The 16,362-nt window shown below is 74.6% G+C and carries 16 protein-coding genes; all 16 read left to right on the top strand.

Going from position 1 to position 16,362, the window contains the following annotated elements; genetic code table 11:
* Nucleotides 1-645: a phosphatidylinositol phosphate synthase gene (gene pgsA / locus GCU56_RS11495; protein WP_163481858.1), complete on the top strand. Its 645-nt coding sequence runs from the start codon at nucleotides 1-3 to the stop codon at nucleotides 643-645.
* Nucleotides 642-1,661, top strand: a complete 1,020-nt coding sequence (locus tag GCU56_RS11490; RefSeq protein WP_163481857.1) for a phosphatidylinositol mannoside acyltransferase — start codon at nucleotides 642-644, stop codon at nucleotides 1,659-1,661. Before pgsA ends, GCU56_RS11490 begins: the two co-directional genes overlap by 4 nt.
* Entirely contained in the window at nucleotides 1,661-2,890 is a 1,230-nt protein-coding gene (locus GCU56_RS11485; RefSeq protein ID WP_163481856.1) for a glycosyltransferase family 4 protein, read from the top strand. Before GCU56_RS11490 ends, GCU56_RS11485 begins: the two co-directional genes overlap by 1 nt.
* An 11-nt stretch (nucleotides 2,891-2,901) precedes the next feature.
* Nucleotides 2,902-3,450 carry a LemA family protein gene (locus GCU56_RS11480; RefSeq protein WP_163481855.1) on the top strand — a complete coding sequence of 183 codons (549 nt, stop codon included), beginning with the start codon at nucleotides 2,902-2,904 and terminating at the stop codon, nucleotides 3,448-3,450.
* Between the two features lie 53 nt (nucleotides 3,451-3,503).
* The gene (gene pdxS / locus GCU56_RS11475) at nucleotides 3,504-4,418 is read left to right on the top strand and encodes a pyridoxal 5'-phosphate synthase lyase subunit PdxS (RefSeq protein WP_163481854.1); all 915 of its coding nucleotides are present in this window, start codon (nucleotides 3,504-3,506) and stop codon (nucleotides 4,416-4,418) included.
* Complete coding sequence (locus GCU56_RS11470; protein ID WP_204331889.1) at nucleotides 4,415-5,566, top strand: heparan-alpha-glucosaminide N-acetyltransferase domain-containing protein; 1,152 nt, start codon at nucleotides 4,415-4,417, stop codon at nucleotides 5,564-5,566. Before pdxS ends, GCU56_RS11470 begins: the two co-directional genes overlap by 4 nt.
* Before the next feature lie 11 nt (nucleotides 5,567-5,577).
* A complete protein-coding gene (pdxT, locus tag GCU56_RS11465; RefSeq protein ID WP_163481853.1) occupies nucleotides 5,578-6,240 on the top strand; it encodes a pyridoxal 5'-phosphate synthase glutaminase subunit PdxT in 663 nt (220 codons plus the stop codon).
* A complete protein-coding gene (locus GCU56_RS11460) occupies nucleotides 6,237-6,989 on the top strand; it encodes a YebC/PmpR family DNA-binding transcriptional regulator (protein ID WP_163481852.1) in 753 nt (250 codons plus the stop codon). The genes pdxT and GCU56_RS11460 overlap by 4 nt, the downstream gene beginning before the upstream one ends.
* Before the next feature lie 195 nt (nucleotides 6,990-7,184).
* Nucleotides 7,185-7,790 (top strand): crossover junction endodeoxyribonuclease RuvC, encoded by a 606-nt coding sequence (gene ruvC, locus GCU56_RS11455; protein WP_345771783.1) that lies wholly within the window; start codon nucleotides 7,185-7,187, stop codon nucleotides 7,788-7,790.
* Complete coding sequence (gene ruvA, locus GCU56_RS11450; protein WP_163481851.1) at nucleotides 7,787-8,425, top strand: Holliday junction branch migration protein RuvA; 639 nt, start codon at nucleotides 7,787-7,789, stop codon at nucleotides 8,423-8,425. The genes ruvC and ruvA overlap by 4 nt, the downstream gene beginning before the upstream one ends.
* A 10-nt stretch (nucleotides 8,426-8,435) precedes the next feature.
* A complete protein-coding gene (gene ruvB, locus GCU56_RS11445) occupies nucleotides 8,436-9,563 on the top strand; it encodes a Holliday junction branch migration DNA helicase RuvB (protein ID WP_440588741.1) in 1,128 nt (375 codons plus the stop codon).
* Nucleotides 9,564-9,726: 163 nt separating this feature from the next.
* The gene (gene yajC / locus GCU56_RS11440; protein ID WP_163481850.1) at nucleotides 9,727-10,074 is read left to right on the top strand and encodes a preprotein translocase subunit YajC; all 348 of its coding nucleotides are present in this window, start codon (nucleotides 9,727-9,729) and stop codon (nucleotides 10,072-10,074) included.
* Between the two features lie 14 nt (nucleotides 10,075-10,088).
* Nucleotides 10,089-11,756 carry a protein translocase subunit SecD gene (gene secD / locus GCU56_RS11435; RefSeq protein WP_163481849.1) on the top strand — a complete coding sequence of 556 codons (1,668 nt, stop codon included), beginning with the start codon at nucleotides 10,089-10,091 and terminating at the stop codon, nucleotides 11,754-11,756.
* A complete protein-coding gene (gene secF, locus GCU56_RS11430; protein WP_163481848.1) occupies nucleotides 11,753-13,171 on the top strand; it encodes a protein translocase subunit SecF in 1,419 nt (472 codons plus the stop codon). Before secD ends, secF begins: the two co-directional genes overlap by 4 nt.
* Entirely contained in the window at nucleotides 13,168-13,770 is a 603-nt protein-coding gene (locus tag GCU56_RS11425; protein ID WP_163481847.1) for an adenine phosphoribosyltransferase, read from the top strand. Before secF ends, GCU56_RS11425 begins: the two co-directional genes overlap by 4 nt.
* A gap of 89 nt (nucleotides 13,771-13,859) precedes the next feature.
* Nucleotides 13,860-16,316 carry a RelA/SpoT family protein gene (locus GCU56_RS11420; protein ID WP_163481846.1) on the top strand — a complete coding sequence of 819 codons (2,457 nt, stop codon included), beginning with the start codon at nucleotides 13,860-13,862 and terminating at the stop codon, nucleotides 16,314-16,316.
* The last annotated feature ends 46 nt before the right edge of the window (nucleotides 16,317-16,362 follow it).

The raw sequence follows: 16,362 nt of genomic DNA, 5'->3' as shown, positions 1-16,362 counted from the left end.
GTGCTCGGCGTCAACGCCCGCGCCGCCGTGGGTCGGTTCTGGGCGCCCGTGGTCGGCCGGCTGGTCCGGGCCGGGGTGACGGCCGACATGGTGACGGTCACCGGCACCCTCGGCGCGGTCGCCGGCGCGGCGGCCCTGATCGGCACCGGTCACCTGTGGTGGGGGGCCGTCACCGTCACCGCGTTCGTGCTGCTGGACATGCTCGACGGCGCCCTGGCCCGGGCCCGCGGCGGTGGCACGGTGTTCGGCGCCGTCCTGGACTCCACCGGGGACCGGGCGGCCGACGCGGCGGTCTTCGGCGCGCTGGCGTGGTGGTTCTCCGACGGCGGGGACAACCGGCTGATCGTGTTCCTCGCCCTGGTCTGCCTGGTCCTGGGCGTGCTCACCTCCTACGTCAAGGCGCGGGCGGAGGGCATGGGGCTGCGCTGCGACGTCGGGGTCGTCGAGCGCACCGAGCGGCTGATCCTGGTGCTGGTCGGCACCGGCTTCACCGGGCTCGGCATCCCGTACGCGCTGCACGTCTGCCTGTGGGTGCTGCTCGTGGGCAGCGCGGTCACCGTCGGGCAGCGGTTCGCCGAGGTGCACCGCCAGTCCCGGGGCCGCGCCCTGCCGTCGTCGGTGCCACCGGCGGGCGACGCGCCGTGAGCGCCGAGCCGGTCGCTCCGGCGGACGCGGGGTCGACCGCCGTCCCGCCGGGACCGGGCCTGCGGGCGCGGACGGCGGCGTGGGCCACCGACCTCGGCTTCGCCGCCGGCTGGGGCGCGGTCAAGCTCCTGCCCGAGCCGGTCGCCCGCGGCGGGTTCGACGCCGCCGGCCGGTGGGCCGCCGGCCGGGACGGGCGCGGTGTCCGCCAGCTGCGGGCCAACCTGCGGGTGGTCACCGGCGGCCGGCTGACCGAGGGCGAACTGGACGCGCTCACCCGGCGGGCCGTCCGCTCCTACGCCCGCTACTGGCAGGAGGCGTTCCGGCTTCCGCGCCTGCGCAGCGACCGGATCGTGGCCGGCACCGAGGTCGTCGGCGCCGACCACGTCCGGCGGGCGCGCGACGAGGGCCGGGGGCTGGTGATGGTCCTGCCGCACAGCGGGAACTGGGACGCCGCCGGCGTCTGGTTCGTCGACTTCCTCGGCGGCCCGTTCCTGACCGTCGCCGAGCGGCTGCGCCCGGAGTCCCTCTACCGCCGGTTCCTCGCCTACCGGGAGTCGCTCGGCATGCGGGTCGTGCCGCTGACCGGCGGGCCGCGGCCGAGCACGGAGGTGCTCCGCGAGTGGCTGGCCGACGGCGGCGTGACGTGCCTGCTCGTCGACCGGAACCTCGGCACGGGCGGGGTGCCGGTCTCCTTCTTCGGCCGGACCGCGACCATGCCCGGCGGCGCGGCGCTGCTGGCGGCGCAGACCGGCGCCGCCCTGATCCCGACCGTGTGCCAGTTCACCGACCGCGGCTGGCGGCTGACCTTCTCCCCGGAGGTGCCCGTCGGCGGCTCCGGCCGGCTGCGCGACCGGGTCGGTGCCGCGATGCAGGGGGTCGCCGACGCGTTCGCCGACGGCATCGCGCGGCGACCGGAGGACTGGCACGTGCTGGGCCGGATCTGGGCCGACGTGCCGCCCGACCCCGGGGCCGCTCCGGCGAGCTCGCCGAGCCGGACCGGGCCGGAGCCGGGCTGATGCGGATCGGCCTGGTCTGCCCCTACCAGTGGGACGTCCCCGGCGGCGTCCAGTACCACGTGCGCGACCTCGCCGACACGCTCCGGGGGATGGGGCACCACGTCGAGGTGCTCACCCCGGCCGAGCACGAGGAGTCACTGCCGGCCCGGCACGTCACGTGGGCCGGGCGGACCGTGCCGATCCCCTACAACGGGTCGATGGCCAGCGTGCAGTTCGGGCCGGTCTCGGCCGCGCGGGTGCGCCGGTGGCTGCGCGAGGGCGCCTTCGACGTCGTCCACGTGCACGACCCGGCGCCGCCCTCGATCGGCCTGCTGGTCTGCATGATCGCCACCGGCCCGATCGTCGCCACGTTCCACGCCGCGACCATCCGGTCCAAGTGGCTGGCGGCCTGGGGGCCGGTGGTCCGCCCCTGGCTGGAGCGGATCAGCGGCCGCATCGCCGTCAGCGACTTCGCCCGGCGGGTGCAGGTCGAGCACCTCGGGGGCGACGCGGTGATCATCCCCAACGGCGTGCACGTCGACGCCTTCGCGCACGGGCCGGCGCTGCCCGGCCGGGCCCGCGGTGTCGACGGCCCGACGATCGGCTTCCTGGGGCGCTACGACGAGCCGCGCAAGGGCCTGCCCGTGCTGCTCGAGGCGATGCGGACCGTGGTCCGGCACCATCCGGGCGCGCAGCTGCTCATCGCCGGCCGGGGTGACCCCGACGCGGTGCACGAGCTGCTCGGCGACGACCTGCGGGCGCACGTCACGCTCCTCGGCACGCTGTCGGAGGAGGACAAGGCGGCCTTCCTCCGGTCGGTCGACGTCTACTGCGCGCCCAACCTGCTGGGGGAGTCCTTCGGGATCATCCTCATCGAGGCCCTGGCGGCCGGCGCCCCGATCGTGGCCAGCGACCTCGACGCGTTCGCCTCGGTGCTCGAGGACGGCGCGGCCGGCGTGCTGGTCCGTCGCGGGGACCCCCGGGAGCTGGCCCGTGCCCTCGTCGACCTGCTTTCCGATCCGGAACGGCGGGCGCACCTGTCGACCCGCGGCGCCCAGGTGGCCGCCGGCTACGACTGGTCGCAGATCGCCCGCCGCATCCTCGCCGTGTACGAGACCGTCGTCCCGCCGGGCAGCGGCGCCGTCACGGCCGCCGAGTACGACGGGCCGGCCGAGCTGCGCCCGGTCCCGGACGGCGAAACCGGGGACGCCCCGCTCCGGTCGGCCCTGCGGCGGTGGGTGCAGCGCTAGCCTGACCCGCCGTGACCCCCGACGTCTGGCTGCTGCTCGCGCTCGCCGCCGTCGCCCTGGTCCTGGCCGCGTGGTCGCTGTGGACGGTGACCCGGCTGGGCCGGCTCGAGTCCCGCGTCGACCGGGCCTGGACGGCGCTGGAGACCCAGCTGCGGCGCAGGGCCGGGCTGGCCGCCGAGCTCGCCCGCGACCACGCCGCCGCCATGGGGGAGGAGCGGGCCCGGCGTCTGGCGGCGGTGGCCCGGGAGGCCCGCGCCCCCTGGACCCGCGACCGGGAGCTGGCCGAGAACGCGCTGGGCCGCGAGCTGCGCGAGCTGCCCGACGAGCTGCCCGGGGTGCCGGCCGCGCTGCGGGCGGACCTGGAGGGCACGTGGACGCGGATCGGGCTGGCCCGGCGCTTCTACAACGACGCCGTCCGGGACACCCACGCGCTGCGCACCCGACGTCTGCCCAGCCTGCTGCGCCTGCACGCCTCGCACCCGATGCCCCGGTTCTTCGACATCGAGGACGGGCTGCACGAGCTCACCGGCAGCGTCGGTGCGGGCCGGCCACGGTCCTGATCGGCCGTAGGATGGGCCGCCCGCCCTTCCCGTCGATCCCGAGGCAGTCTCCCGTGGCAGCGCACGACGCACAGCACAGCACCCCCGTCTCCACCGGCACCGAGGGCGTCAAGCGCGGCATGGCCGAGCAGCTCAAGGGCGGGGTGATCATGGACGTCGTCACCCCGGAACAGGCGAAGATCGCCGAGGACGCCGGGGCGGTCGCGGTCATGGCGCTCGAGCGGGTGCCCGCCGACATCCGCGCCCAGGGCGGGATCGCGCGCATGAGCGACCCCGACATGGTCGAGGGCATCATCGGCGCGGTCTCCATCCCGGTCATGGCCAAGGCGCGGATCGGGCACTTCGTCGAGGCGCAGGTGCTGCAGAGCCTCGGCGTGGACTACATCGACGAGTCCGAGGTGCTCACCCCCGCCGACGAGGCGCACCACATCGCCAAGAGCGCGTTCACCGTGCCGTTCGTGTGCGGGGCCACCGACCTGGGTGAGGCACTCCGCCGGATCTCCGAGGGCGCGGCCATGATCCGCTCCAAGGGTGAGGCGGGCACGGGCAACGTCGTCGAGGCGGTCCGGCACATGCGCGCCATCCGGGCCGGCATCCGGCACCTGGGCACCCTCGACGAGACCGAGCTGTTCGTCGCCGCGAAGGAGCTGCGCGCCCCCCACGACCTCGTGGTCGAGGTGGCGCGGCGGGGCGAGCTGCCGGTCGTGCTCTTCACCGCCGGTGGCATCGCCACGCCGGCCGACGCCGCGATGATGATGCAGCTGGGCGCCCAGGGCGTCTTCGTCGGCTCCGGGATCTTCAAGTCCGGCGACCCGGCCCAGCGGGCCGCCGCCATCGTCCAGGCGACCACGTTCCACGACGACCCCGACGTGGTCGCCAAGGTCTCCCGCGGGCTCGGCGAGGCGATGGTGGGCATCAACGTGGCCACGCTGCCCGACAGCGAGCGGTACGCGACCCGCGGCTGGTGAGCCCGCTGCCCGGCCGCCCCCCGGCGGTGACCGCCCGACCGGCGGAGGACGCCGGAGCCGGGACCCTGCGCGCCGGGGAGAGGCCGCGCATCGCCGGGCTCGACGTCGCGCGCGGGCTCGCCGTGCTGGGCATGTTCGGTGCCCACCTCGGTCCCACCGCCGACCTGGGCGGGGATCCCTCGACCTGGGGCGCGGTCGTCGAGGGCCGGTCGTCGATCCTGTTCGCCACCCTCGCCGGGGTGTCCATCGCGCTCCTGTCCGGCGGAGCGCGACCCGTCGAGGGAGCCGCCCTGGGCCGGGCCCGCACCCGCGTCCTGGTGCGCGCGGCCTGGGTGTTCGCGATCGGCGGCGTGCTCGAGGTGCTCAGCACGTTCGTCGCGATCATCCTCGGCGTCTACGCCGTGCTCTTCGTCCTCGCCCTCCCCTTCCTCCGGTGGCCGCCGGGGCGGCTCCTGCTGCTGGCGGCCGGCATCGCCGTGGCCGGCCCGTTCGCCGTCGTCGAGGTGGGGCAGTACGCGACCGCGCGGGACGAGGCGTCCTCGCCGTTCGTCCTGCTCTCCACCACCGGCTCCTACCCGGCGCTGGTCTGGTGGGCCTTCGTCCTCGTCGGACTGGCCGTCGGCCGGCTGGACCTGGGCGCGGCCCGGGTGCGGCTGGCTCTGGTCGCCGGCGGGACGGCGGCCGCCGTCCTCGGCTACCTCGGTGGCTGGGTGACCGCCGGGCTGGCCGGGCGGGGACGGCGACTGGAGGGCCTGCGGATCGGTTTCCGCCGGGAGGACGCCTGGGACCCCGCCTGGTTCGCCGGTGCCCAACCGCACAGCGGGACGCCGTTCGAGCTGATCGGTTCCTGCGGCGTCGCCGTGGCGGTGATCGGCGTGTGCCTCGTCCTGGCCGACCGGCTGCCGCGGGTCACCTACCCGGTGGCGGCGGTGGGCGCGCTGGCGCTGTCGGTCTACACCGCCCAGATCGTCGCGATCTGGCTGCTGGACCTGCCCTTCGCCCCGGGGTGGGACGTCTGGGCCCGGTTCACCGTCACCGCCCTCGTCGTGGCGACGGCCTGGCGGCTGCGCATGGGCCGCGGACCCCTGGAGCGGCTGCTGACCTGGAGCTCCCACCGGGCCGCCGGGCCGGAGCCGTCAGCGCCGTAGCCTGGTCCGCCGTGCGCGAGAACCCCGCCGTCCCCGTGATCGGCGTGCTGGCCCTGCAGGGCGACGTCCGGGAGCACCTGGCCGCGCTGCGGGCCCAGGGCGCGGAGGCGGTGACCGTGCGGCGGCCCGCGGAGCTCGCCCGGATCGACGGCCTGGTCGTGCCCGGCGGGGAGTCGACCACGATGGCCAAGCTGGCCGCCCGCTTCGAGCTGCTCGAGCCGCTGCGCGCGGCGATCGCCGGCGGACTGCCCGCGTACGGCTCCTGCGCCGGGATGATCATGCTCGCCGACCGGCTGCTCGACGCGCCCGCCGACCAGGTCACCGTCGGTGGGCTGGACGTGACGGTGCGGCGCAACGCCTTCGGCCGGCAGGTGGACTCCTTCGAGTCGGAGGTGGCCCTGGACGGGATCGCCGGCGGTCCTCTGCACGCGGTCTTCATCCGGGCCCCGTGGGTCGAGGAGGCCGGCCCCGAGGTACGGGTCCTCGGCCGCGTCGTCGGTGGGCCGGCCGACGGTAAGATCGTCGCCGTCCGCCAGGGGCACCTGGTGGCCACCAGCTTCCACCCCGAGCTGACCGGGGACCGCCGGGTGCACGCGCTGTTCGTCGACATCGTCCGCGAGCACCTGGCCCAGCAGGCCGGCGCAGTCGCCGGGAACGAGAGGGGTAAGTCGTGAGTGGCCATTCCAAGTGGGCGACGACGAAGCACAAGAAGGCCGGGATCGACGCCAAGCGCGGCAAGCTCTTCGCCAAGCTGATCAAGAACATCGAGGTGGCCGCCCGAACCGGCGGCGGTGACCTCTCCGGCAACCCGACGCTCTACGACGCCGTCCAGAAGGCGAAGAAGAGCTCGGTGCCCAACGACAACATCGACCGCGCGGTCAAGCGCGGCTCGGGCGCCGAGGCCGGCGGCGTCGACTACCAGGGCATCACGTACGAGGGCTACGCCGCCGGGGGCGTCGCCGTCCTCGTCGAGTGCCTGACCGACAACAAGAACCGCTCGGCCATGGAGGTCCGCACCGCCATGACCCGCAACGGCGGCTCGATGGCCGATCCCGGCTCGGTCTCCTACCTGTTCTCCCGCAAGGGCGTCGTCGTGGTGCCCAGGACCGACGCCGCCGACGAGGACACCGTCCTCATGGCGGTGCTCGACGCCGGCGCCGAGGAGGTCCGCGACCTCGGTGACACCTTCGAGGTGGTCAGCGAGCCCGGCGACCTCGTCGCCGTCCGCACCGCCCTGCAGGACGCCGGCATCGACTACGACTCGGCCGACATCGGCTTCGTGCCGAGCGTGACCGTCGAGCTCGACGAGGACGGCGCGGGCAAGGTCTTCCGGCTCATCGACGCGCTCGAGGACCTCGACGACGTGCAGAACGTCTACGCGAACTACGACGTGTCGGACGAGGTGCTGGAGAAGGTCGGCTGACGCCGCCGGGAGCATCGCAGCGAGCGCCGGCGAGCGAGGAGCGGACCGGTGGCGGACGCCGACCCGTGGACGAGGTCGGCTGAGAGAGGACCCCGTCGTCCTCACTCACCCCTCGCACGCCCGGCGCGGGCCTCGGGACGGGGCCGGGTCCGCTGGTGGCGTGTCGGCGCGATCGTGTCGGCTCTGCCGGTTAGCGTGGGTCGAACAAGCGTTCGGCTGGCGGAGGGGCTCTTCATGCGGGTGCTCGGCATCGACCCGGGCCTGACCCGGTGCGGATGGGGCGTGGTCGACGGTCGGCCGGGCGCACGGCCGGCCGCGGTGGGCGTCGGCGTCGTCCGGACGTCGGCCGAGCTCGACCTGGAGCTGCGGCTGCTGGAGCTGCACACGTCCGTCACCGCCCTGCTGCGCGAGCACCGTCCCGACGTGGTGGCGATCGAGCGGGTGTTCACCCAGAACAACAAGGGCACCGCCACCGGCACCGCCCAGGCCGCCGGCGTCGCCGCGCTGGCCGCGGCCCAGGCCGACCGGCCGGTCGCCTGGTACACGCCCAGCGAGGTCAAGGCCGCCATCTCCGGGAGCGGGCGCGCGGACAAGGAGCAGGTCACCCTCATGGTCACCCGCGTGCTGGGGCTGGCGACGCCGCCGAAGCCGGCCGATGCCGCCGACGCGCTGGCGCTCGCCGTCTGCCACGTCTGGCGCGGTCCGGCCCAGCAGCGGCTGCGGGTGGCCGCGCTGGCCGGCGGCATCGGCGCGCCGGTCCGGTCCACCACCCTGCCGCGCTGGACGGGGGTGTCCCGGTGATCGCCAGCGTGGACGGCCGGGTGGCTGCGGTGTCCCCGGAGGGCGCCGTGGTGGAGGTCGGCGGGATCGGGCTGTCGGTGCAGTGCACCCCCGGCACGATCGCCCGGCTCGCGGTGGGGGAGCAGGCCCGGCTGGCCACCAGCCTCGTCGTCCGCGAGGACTCCCTCACCCTCTACGGCTTCGCCGACGACGACGAGCGGCAGCTGTTCGAGCTGTTGCAGACCGCCAACGGCGTGGGGCCGCGGCTGGCGCAGGCGGTGCTCGCCATCCACCCGCCGCGCGAGGTGCGCCGTGCGGTGTCCATGGGCGACCTCAAGGCGCTCATGCAGGTGCCGGGGATCGGCAAGAAGGGCGCCGAGCGGCTGGTGCTGGAGCTGCGCGACCGGCTGGGCAGCACCACCTCCGACACCTCGCTCGACGGACCCGCACCCGCGGGTCTGGGCTCGGTCACCCCCGTGGCACCGTGGCGCGACCAGCTGACCGCCGCGCTGGTCAGCCTCGGCTGGACCGGCAAGGAGGCCGAGAGCGCGGTCGCCCAGCTCGCCCCGATCGCCGACGAGCAGGTCGTCGCCACCGGCTCGGTCGAGGTCGCCGTCCTGCTGCGGCAGGCACTGCGCCTGCTGGGCCGGCCGTGAAGGAGGCCCCGTGAGCTCGCCCTTCGACCGCGGGCTGCCGGCCGCCGACGCCGGGCCCGGGCGGCTGCCCGACGACGCCGTCGACCCGCGCGCCGGGGACGAGGAACGGGTCGTCGAGTCGGCGCTGCGGCCGCACTCGCTGGCCGACTTCATCGGCCAGCCGAAGGTCGCCCGCCAGCTGGACCTCGTCCTCGAGGGGGCCAAGCGCCGGGGCCGGCCGCCGGACCACGTGCTGCTGTCCGGCCCGCCCGGGCTCGGGAAGACCAGCCTGGCGCTGATCATCGGGTCCGAGCTGGGCACCTCGGTGAAGATCACCAGTGGCCCGGCGATCGAGCGCTCCGGCGACCTCGCCGCCATGCTGTCCAACCTCGGACACGGTGACGTGCTGTTCATCGACGAGATCCACCGGATCGCCCGCCCCGCCGAGGAACTGCTCTACATGGCGATGGAGGACTTCCGGGTCGACGTCGTCGTCGGCAAGGGCCCCGGGGCCACCGCCATCCCGCTGGAGATCAACCCGTTCACCCTGGTCGGCGCCACCACCCGGGCCGGCCTGCTCACCGGTCCGCTGCGCGACCGGTTCGGCTTCGTCGGCCAGATGGAGTTCTACGAGACCGCCGACCTGGAGCGGGTGCTGGCCCGCAGCGCCGACCTGCTGGGCGTCGAGCTGACCGCGGAGGGCTCCGCCGAGATCGCCGGCCGGTCGCGCGGCACGCCCCGGATCGCCAACCGGCTGCTGCGCCGGGTCCGCGACTACGCCGAGGTACGCGCCGACGGGCGCGTCACCCTGGAGGTCGCCCGCGCCGCGCTGGCGCTCTACGACGTCGACGACCTCGGGCTGGACCGGTTGGACCGCTCGGTGCTCGACGCGCTGGTCAGCCGCTTCGGTGGCGGACCGGTCGGGGTGGCGACGCTGGCCGTCGCCGTGGGGGAGGAGCCGCACACCGTCGAGGAGGTCTGCGAGCCGTTCCTGGTGCGCGCCGGCCTGCTCGCCCGCACCCCGCGCGGCCGGGTGGCGACCGAGGCCGCGTGGCGGCACCTGGGACTGGCGGTCCCGCGGGGTGGGGTTCCTCTCGGGCGGGTCACAGCAGACCCATCCGCCCCGGGGTCGTCGTCAGAGACGTTGTTCGACGCTTAGACTGCGAAACGCTGGCGCGCAACCCGTCCGGCTGCGGTCGCGCGTGTCCCGCCCGGGCGTCCTGCCCGGATGTCGCCGCGTGCCACAGTCGCCGTACCCGAGCGGTCCCGTCCCGGACCGCACCCACCGCGGCACGACCGCGCGGTAGAGAGGCTCATCAGTCGTGGAGCAGTACTTCCCGCTCGTCCTCCTGGCCCTGGCCTTCGTCCTGCTCATCGTGCTGCCGGCCCGGCAGCGCAAGCGGGTGCAGGCCCAGGCGCAGGCGATGCAGGAGTCGCTGACCCCGGGCACGCCGGTCATGACCACCGCGGGCCTGCACGGCACGGTCGCCGGCCTGGGTGAGGGCACGGTGGACCTGGAGATCGCCCCCGGTGTCGTGGTCACGTTCGCCCGGCAGGCCATCCTCGAGGTGCGCAAGCCCGCCGGTCCGGCCGTGGGCTCCGGCCCCGCCGTCCCGGGGGACGACGCCACCGGCCCGTCCGACGGCGGCCCGACCGACCGCACCCTCTGAGCCGGAGCGATCCCGTGGCCCAACGCCAGCTGCCCGCGCGTCGCTACTTCGGCGCCTTCGTCCTGCTGATGGCCCTCCTGTACGGCCTGATCTTCCTCACCGGTGACACCCGCACGCCGCAGCTGGGTCTGGACCTGCGCGGCGGGACGACGGTGACGCTGGCCGCCCGCACCCCCGACGGTCAGGCACCCGACCCCGAGGACCTCGAGCTGGCCCGCCAGATCATCGAGCAGCGGGTCAACGGCCTCGGCGTCGCCGAGGCCGAGGTGGTCACCGAGGGCGACTCGAACATCGTCATCTCCGTCCCCGGCGACGACGGCGAGCAGGCCCGCGAGCTGGGTCAGACCGCGCAGCTGCGCTTCCGGCCGGTCCTGGCCGGTCCCCAGCCGGCCACCGCCGCCCCGGAGGACCCGGCCGCTCCCACCGACGGCGCCGCCCCCGACGAGGCGGCCCCGGCCGACGGGGCGGCAGCGGCCGAGGGCGCCGCCCCGACCGACGGCGCCACCCCGACGGACGCGGCCGAGGGGGACGGCGCCGTCCCCGACCCCTCGCTGCCCGACCCCGACGCGCCGCCGGTGACCCTGGAGGAGGCGCAGGCCGCGCTCCTGACCCTCACCTGTGACACCGGGAACACCGAGGGCGCGGTCGACCGGTCCGAGGACCACGTCGCCGTCTGCTCCGACGACGGTGAGTTCAAGTACGTGCTGGGCCCGGCGATCCTCGAGGGCACCGACATCGTGGACGCCAGCGCCGGCACGCAGCAGGCCACCGGTGAGTGGGTCGTGCTGCTCGACTTCAACTCCGAGGGCCGGGCCACCTGGGCCGCCTACACCGCGGCCAACGTCGGCAAGAACGTCGCCTTCACCCTCGACGGCAAGGTCGTCTCCGCGCCGACCATCCAGGGGGCGATCAACGGCCAGACCACCATCACCGGTCAGTTCGACCAGGAGAGCGCCGAGCAGCTGGCCAACCAGCTCCGCTACGGCGCGCTGCCGCTGACCTTCACCCAGGCCACCGCGCAGTCGATCTCCACCGAGCTCGGTGCCGAGCAGCTCGAAGCCGGGCTGATCGCCGGCGCCATCGGCATCGCGCTGGTCTTCGTCTACGCGCTGCTCTACTACCGGCTGCTCGGGCTGGTGATGATCGCCAGCCTGATCCTCTCCGCGGTGGTCGTCTACGCCTGCCTGGTGCTGCTGGGCCGGCAGATCGGCTTCACCCTCAGCCTGGCCGGCATCGCCGGGTTCATCGTGTCGATCGGCATCACCGCGGACTCCTTCGTCGTCTACTTCGAACGACTCAAGGACGAGATCCGCGAGGGCCGGACCCTGCGCTCGGCGGTGCCGCGGGCGTGGGTCCGCGCGCGGCGGACGATCCTCTCCGCCGACGCGGTGAGCTTCCTGGCCGCGGCGATCCTGTACTTCCTGGCGATCGGCGACGTGAAGGGCTTCGCCTTCACGCTGGGCATGTCCACGGTCCTCGACCTGGTCGTCGTCTTCCTCTTCACCCACCCGCTCATGGCGGTGCTGGCCCGGTTCAAGGCCTTCGGCACCAGCCGCTTCTCCGGTCTGGGCCGCAGCCTGGACCGTCCCGGGGCGGCCTCCGGCCCCCGCCGGACGGCCGGCGAGCGCGAGCTCGTCGGCGCCGGCAGCGGGACCAGCGCCCAGGACAGGAGCACCTCATGACCGGCCGCGACACGCGGGACGACGACCTGCCGCTGGGCACCGACGCCGACGAGGCGCGCGGCCCCGGGCACGCCGCCATCGACGCCGCCGCGGCCGCGGACGACGCGGCGCTCGCCGACGCCGGGCTCCCGGCGGAGGGCGGTGCGGCAGCGGCTCCCACCCCGGCGCGGCGCGCCTCGCTGGCCCACCGGCTCTACAACGGCGAGGCCGGGCTCGACGTCGTCGGCCGCAGCCGGCTGATCTACAAGGTCACCGCCGTCATCGTGCTGCTCTGCCTGGCCGCGATGGTGTTCCGGGGGTTCAACTTCGGCATCGACTTCGCCGGGGGCAACAGCTTCCGGATGCCGGGCACCAGCGAGCAGCTCACCGCCGTGCAGGAGGCGGCCGAGGACACCGGAGCCGAGGTCGCCAGCGCGCAGATCGTCGGCGGCAACACGATCCTGCTGCGCACCGGCCAGCTGGACAACGAGCAGGAGCGCGCGGTCGTCGAGGCGGTGGCCGGCGCCGCGGGCATCGACGCCGGCCAGGTGAGCCCCGAGTCGGTCAGCGCCGAGTGGGGCCGGGACATCACCGACCAGGCACTGGTGGCCCTCGTCGTCTTCCTCGTCGCGGTGGTCCTGTTCCTCGCCGTCCGCTTCCAACCGAAGATGGCCGTCGGCGCGATGGCCGCCCTGGCGCACGACATCGTGCTGACCGCGGGGATCTACGCGCTCATCGGCTTCGAGGTGACGCCCTCGACGGTCATCGGCTTCCTCACCATCCTCGGCTTCTCGCTCTACGACACCGTCGTCGTCTTCGACAAGGTCGACGAGAACACCCGTGACATCGACAAGAGCGCCCGCATGACCTGGGGCGAGGCGGCCAACCTGGCCGTCAACCAGACGCTCATGCGGTCGATCAACACGTCCGTGATCGCGCTGCTGCCGGTCGCCGGGCTGCTGTTCGTCGGCGCCGGGCTGCTCGGCGTCGGCACGCTCAAGGACCTGGCGCTGGTGCTGTTCGTCGGCCTGGCGGCCGGCACCTACTCGTCGATCTTCCTGGCCACCCCCATCGTGGCCGACCTCAAGGAGCGCGAGCCGGAGGTCGCGGCGCTGCGCAGGCGCGTCCTCGCCCGCCGTTCGTCGCAGGCACGTCAGGGCGGCGCCCGTCCGGCGGGGCCGGTGGCCAGCGCCCGGCGGGCTGCCGGCACCGCCCGGCGCACGGGCGGTGTGGCCGTGGCCGAGCGCGAGGACGACCTCGGGCCGGCCCAGGCCGACGTCGTGGTCGAGTCGCCGGACTCGGTGCGTCCGGACACGGCGGAGGCACCGGCCCGGCCCCGCGGCGGCACGTCGGCGCCGCGGCCGGGAGCCCGTCCGCAGCGACCCGGTGGCCGCCGTCCCGGCGGCAGCAGCGCCAGCAGCACGAAGCGCCGGTGAGCGGCGGCGCGGCCGTGCCGGCCGGCGCCGGTGACCCGTCCCTCGACGCGCTCATCGCCGACCTCGCCGTCGACGTGCCCGACTTCCCGAGTCCGGGCGTGGTCTTCCGTGACCTGACCCCGGTGTTCGCCGACGGTCCGGCGTTCCGCCGGGTGGTCGAGGGCCTGGCCGCGCCGTCGCTGGTCGACCCGCGCGCCGCGGCCCTGGCCGCCGGTGGCGCGGGCCCCGGCTACGACCTTGTCGTCGGCGTCGAGGCCCGCGGCTTCCTGCTCGCCGCCGCGGTGGCGCTGGACACCGGTCTCGGCGTGGTGCCGGTCCGCAAGGCCGGCAAGCTGCCGCGCGAGCGGCTCTCGGCCGACTACAGCCTCGAGTACGGCACCGCGACGCTCGAGGTGCACACCGACTCGATCAGGCCCGGTCAGCGGGTCCTGGTCGTCGACGACGTGCTCGCCACCGGCGGCACGCTGGCCGCCGCGATCACCCTCGTCGAGGGCCTGGGCGGCATCGTGACGGCGGTGTCGGTGGTCGTCGAGCTCGCCGCCCTGGGCGGACGGCAGCGGATCGCCCCCCACACCGTGCACTCCCTCTGGAGCACCTGAGAGGGACATGACCGTCCCGGCCGGGCCGCGGCGACCCCCGCCCGACTAACATGAGAGGGTCCCTGCTCCGCCGGCCTGCAGGAGTTGCCATGGGTCCCGACGCCGCCACGAACGTGGCTGCTCCGCGGCCCGACGCGCCGGCACTGCCGGCCGGGGGGACCGCCCCCACTCCGGTGTCCATCGAGCGCTCGCCGCTGCCCAGCCGGCCGGCGGTCCGCCGTCCCGACGACGTGGGGTCCGAGCCGCCGGGCACGGACGACCCGGCCGGCGCGCCCAAGCGGCGGGTCCGCGACCGGCTGGCCCGGCGGATCGTCGCCAGTCCCCGCACGCCCGTCGTCCGCCCGGTCCTCGAGCCCCTGGCCGCGCTGCACCGCCAGAGCCACCCCAAGGCCGACCTGGTGCTGCTGCAGCGCGCCTACGACGTCGCCGAGAGCGCGCACGCCAGCCAGAAGCGCAAGAGCGGTGACCCCTACATCACCCACCCGCTCGCCGTCGCCACGGTCCTGGCCGGGCTGGGCATGGACACCACCACGCTGGTCGCGGCCCTCCTGCACGACACCGTGGAGGACACCGGGCAGACGCTGGAGTCGATCACCGAGGCGTTCGGCCCGGAGGTCGCCCACCTGGTGGACGGCGTCACCAAGATCGACCGCGTCAAGCTGGGGGACGCCGCCCAGGCCGAGACCATCCGCAAGATGATCGTCGCGATGGCCCGCGACCCCCGCGTGCTGGTCATCAAGCTGGCCGACCGGCTGCACAACATGCGCACGCTGCGCTTCCTCCCGCCGGAGAAGCAGGAGAAGAAGGCGCGCGAGACGCTGGAGATCCTCGCCCCGCTGGCCCACCGGCTGGGGATGAACACCATCAAGTGGGAGCTCGAGGACCTCGCGTTCGCCACGCTCTACCCGAAGCGCTACGACGAGATCGTCCGGCTGGTGGCCGAGCGCGCGCCGTCGCGGGACACCTACCTCGCCGAGGTGACCACCGCGGTCACCGACCAGCTCAAGGCGGCCAAGATCGAGGCGGTCGTCACCGGCCGGCCCAAGCACTACTACTCGATCTACCAGAAGATGATCGTCCGCGGCCGCGACTTCACCGACATCTGGGACCTCGTCGGCATCCGGATCCTGGTCGACTCGGTCCGCGACTGCTACGCCGCGCTGGGCATCATGCACGCGCACTGGCAGCCGGTACCGGGGCGGTTCAAGGACTTCGTCGCGATGCCGAAGTTCAACATGTACCAGTCGCTGCACACGACGGTGATCGGCCCGCAGGGCAAGCCGGTCGAGCTGCAGATCCGCACCCACGACATGCACCGGACCGCCGAGTACGGCATCGCCGCGCACTGGAAGTACAAGGAGAAGGCGCGGGCCGGCGGCCGGCCCGCGGCGGGTGAGTTCGGCGGTGCGCCCAAGGCGGGCTCGCCCGACGACATGCTCTGGCTGCGCCAGCTGCTGGACTGGCAGCGCGAGGCGCAGGAGCCCGGCGAGTTCCTGGAGACCCTGCGCTACGACCTCGGTCCGCAGGAGGTCTTCGTCTTCACGCCCAAGGGCGACGTGGTCAGCCTGCCCGGCGAGTCCACCCCGGTCGACTTCGCCTACGCGGTGCACACCGAGGTCGGGCACCGCTGCATCGGCGCCCGGGTGAACGGCACGCTGGTCTCCCTGGACAGCAAGCTGTCCAACGGCGACGTCGTGGAGATCTTCACGTCCAAGTCCCCGACGGCCGCCCCGTCCAAGGACTGGCTGTCCTTCGTCGGGTCCTCGCGGGCGCGCACCAAGATCCGGCAGTGGTTCACCAAGGAGCGCCGCGAGGACGCGGTCGAGGCCGGCAAGGACGCGATCACCCGCGCCATGCGCAAGGCGGGTCTGCCCCTGCAGCGGCTGCTCGGCGGCGAGGCGCTGTCCACCCTCGCCAAGGACCTCCGCTACGTCGACGTCACCGCGCTGTTCGCGGCGGTGGGGGAGAGCCAGATCTCGGCGGCGTCGGTCGTCGAGAAGCTGATGACTGCCCTGGGCGGCACGGAGGGCGCGGCCGAGGACATCGCCGAGACGGCCATCCCGACCCGGCGGCCGGTGCACCGCCGCGCGGCCGGCGGCGACCCGGGCATCGTCGTGCACGGCATGAGCGACGTCTGGGCCAAGCTCGCCAAGTGCTGCACCCCCGTGCCCGGCGACGACGTCCTGGGCTTCGTCACCCGGGGCGGCGGCGTCAGCGTGCACCGCACCGACTGCACGAACGCCGAGGACCTCGAGCGCAAGCCCGAGCGGCTGGTCGAGGTCGAGTGGGCCAGCGCCCCGGGCTCGGTGTTCCTCGTGGCCATCCAGGTGGAGGCGCTGGACCGGCACCGGCTGCTCTCCGACGTCACCAAGGCGCTGGCCGACGAACGGGTCAACATCCTCTCGGCCTCGGTGCAGACCACCCGGGACCGGGTGGCGGTCAGCCGGTTCACCTTCGAGCTGGCCGACCCCGCGCACCTGGGCGCCGTGCTGCAGACCGTCCGCAACGTCGACGGCGTCTTCGACGTGGAGCGCGTCACCGCGTGAGAGAGGACCCCGTCCTCCCCACCCTTCGCAGGCTCAGGGCGGGACC

The organism is Geodermatophilus sabuli (genome assembly GCF_010686765.1).
Classification (GTDB): Bacteria; Actinomycetota; Actinomycetes; order Mycobacteriales; family Geodermatophilaceae; genus Geodermatophilus; species Geodermatophilus sabuli_A.
The sequence above is the reverse complement of the archived record's forward strand: the minus strand, read 5'-3'. Positions and strand labels throughout refer to the sequence as shown.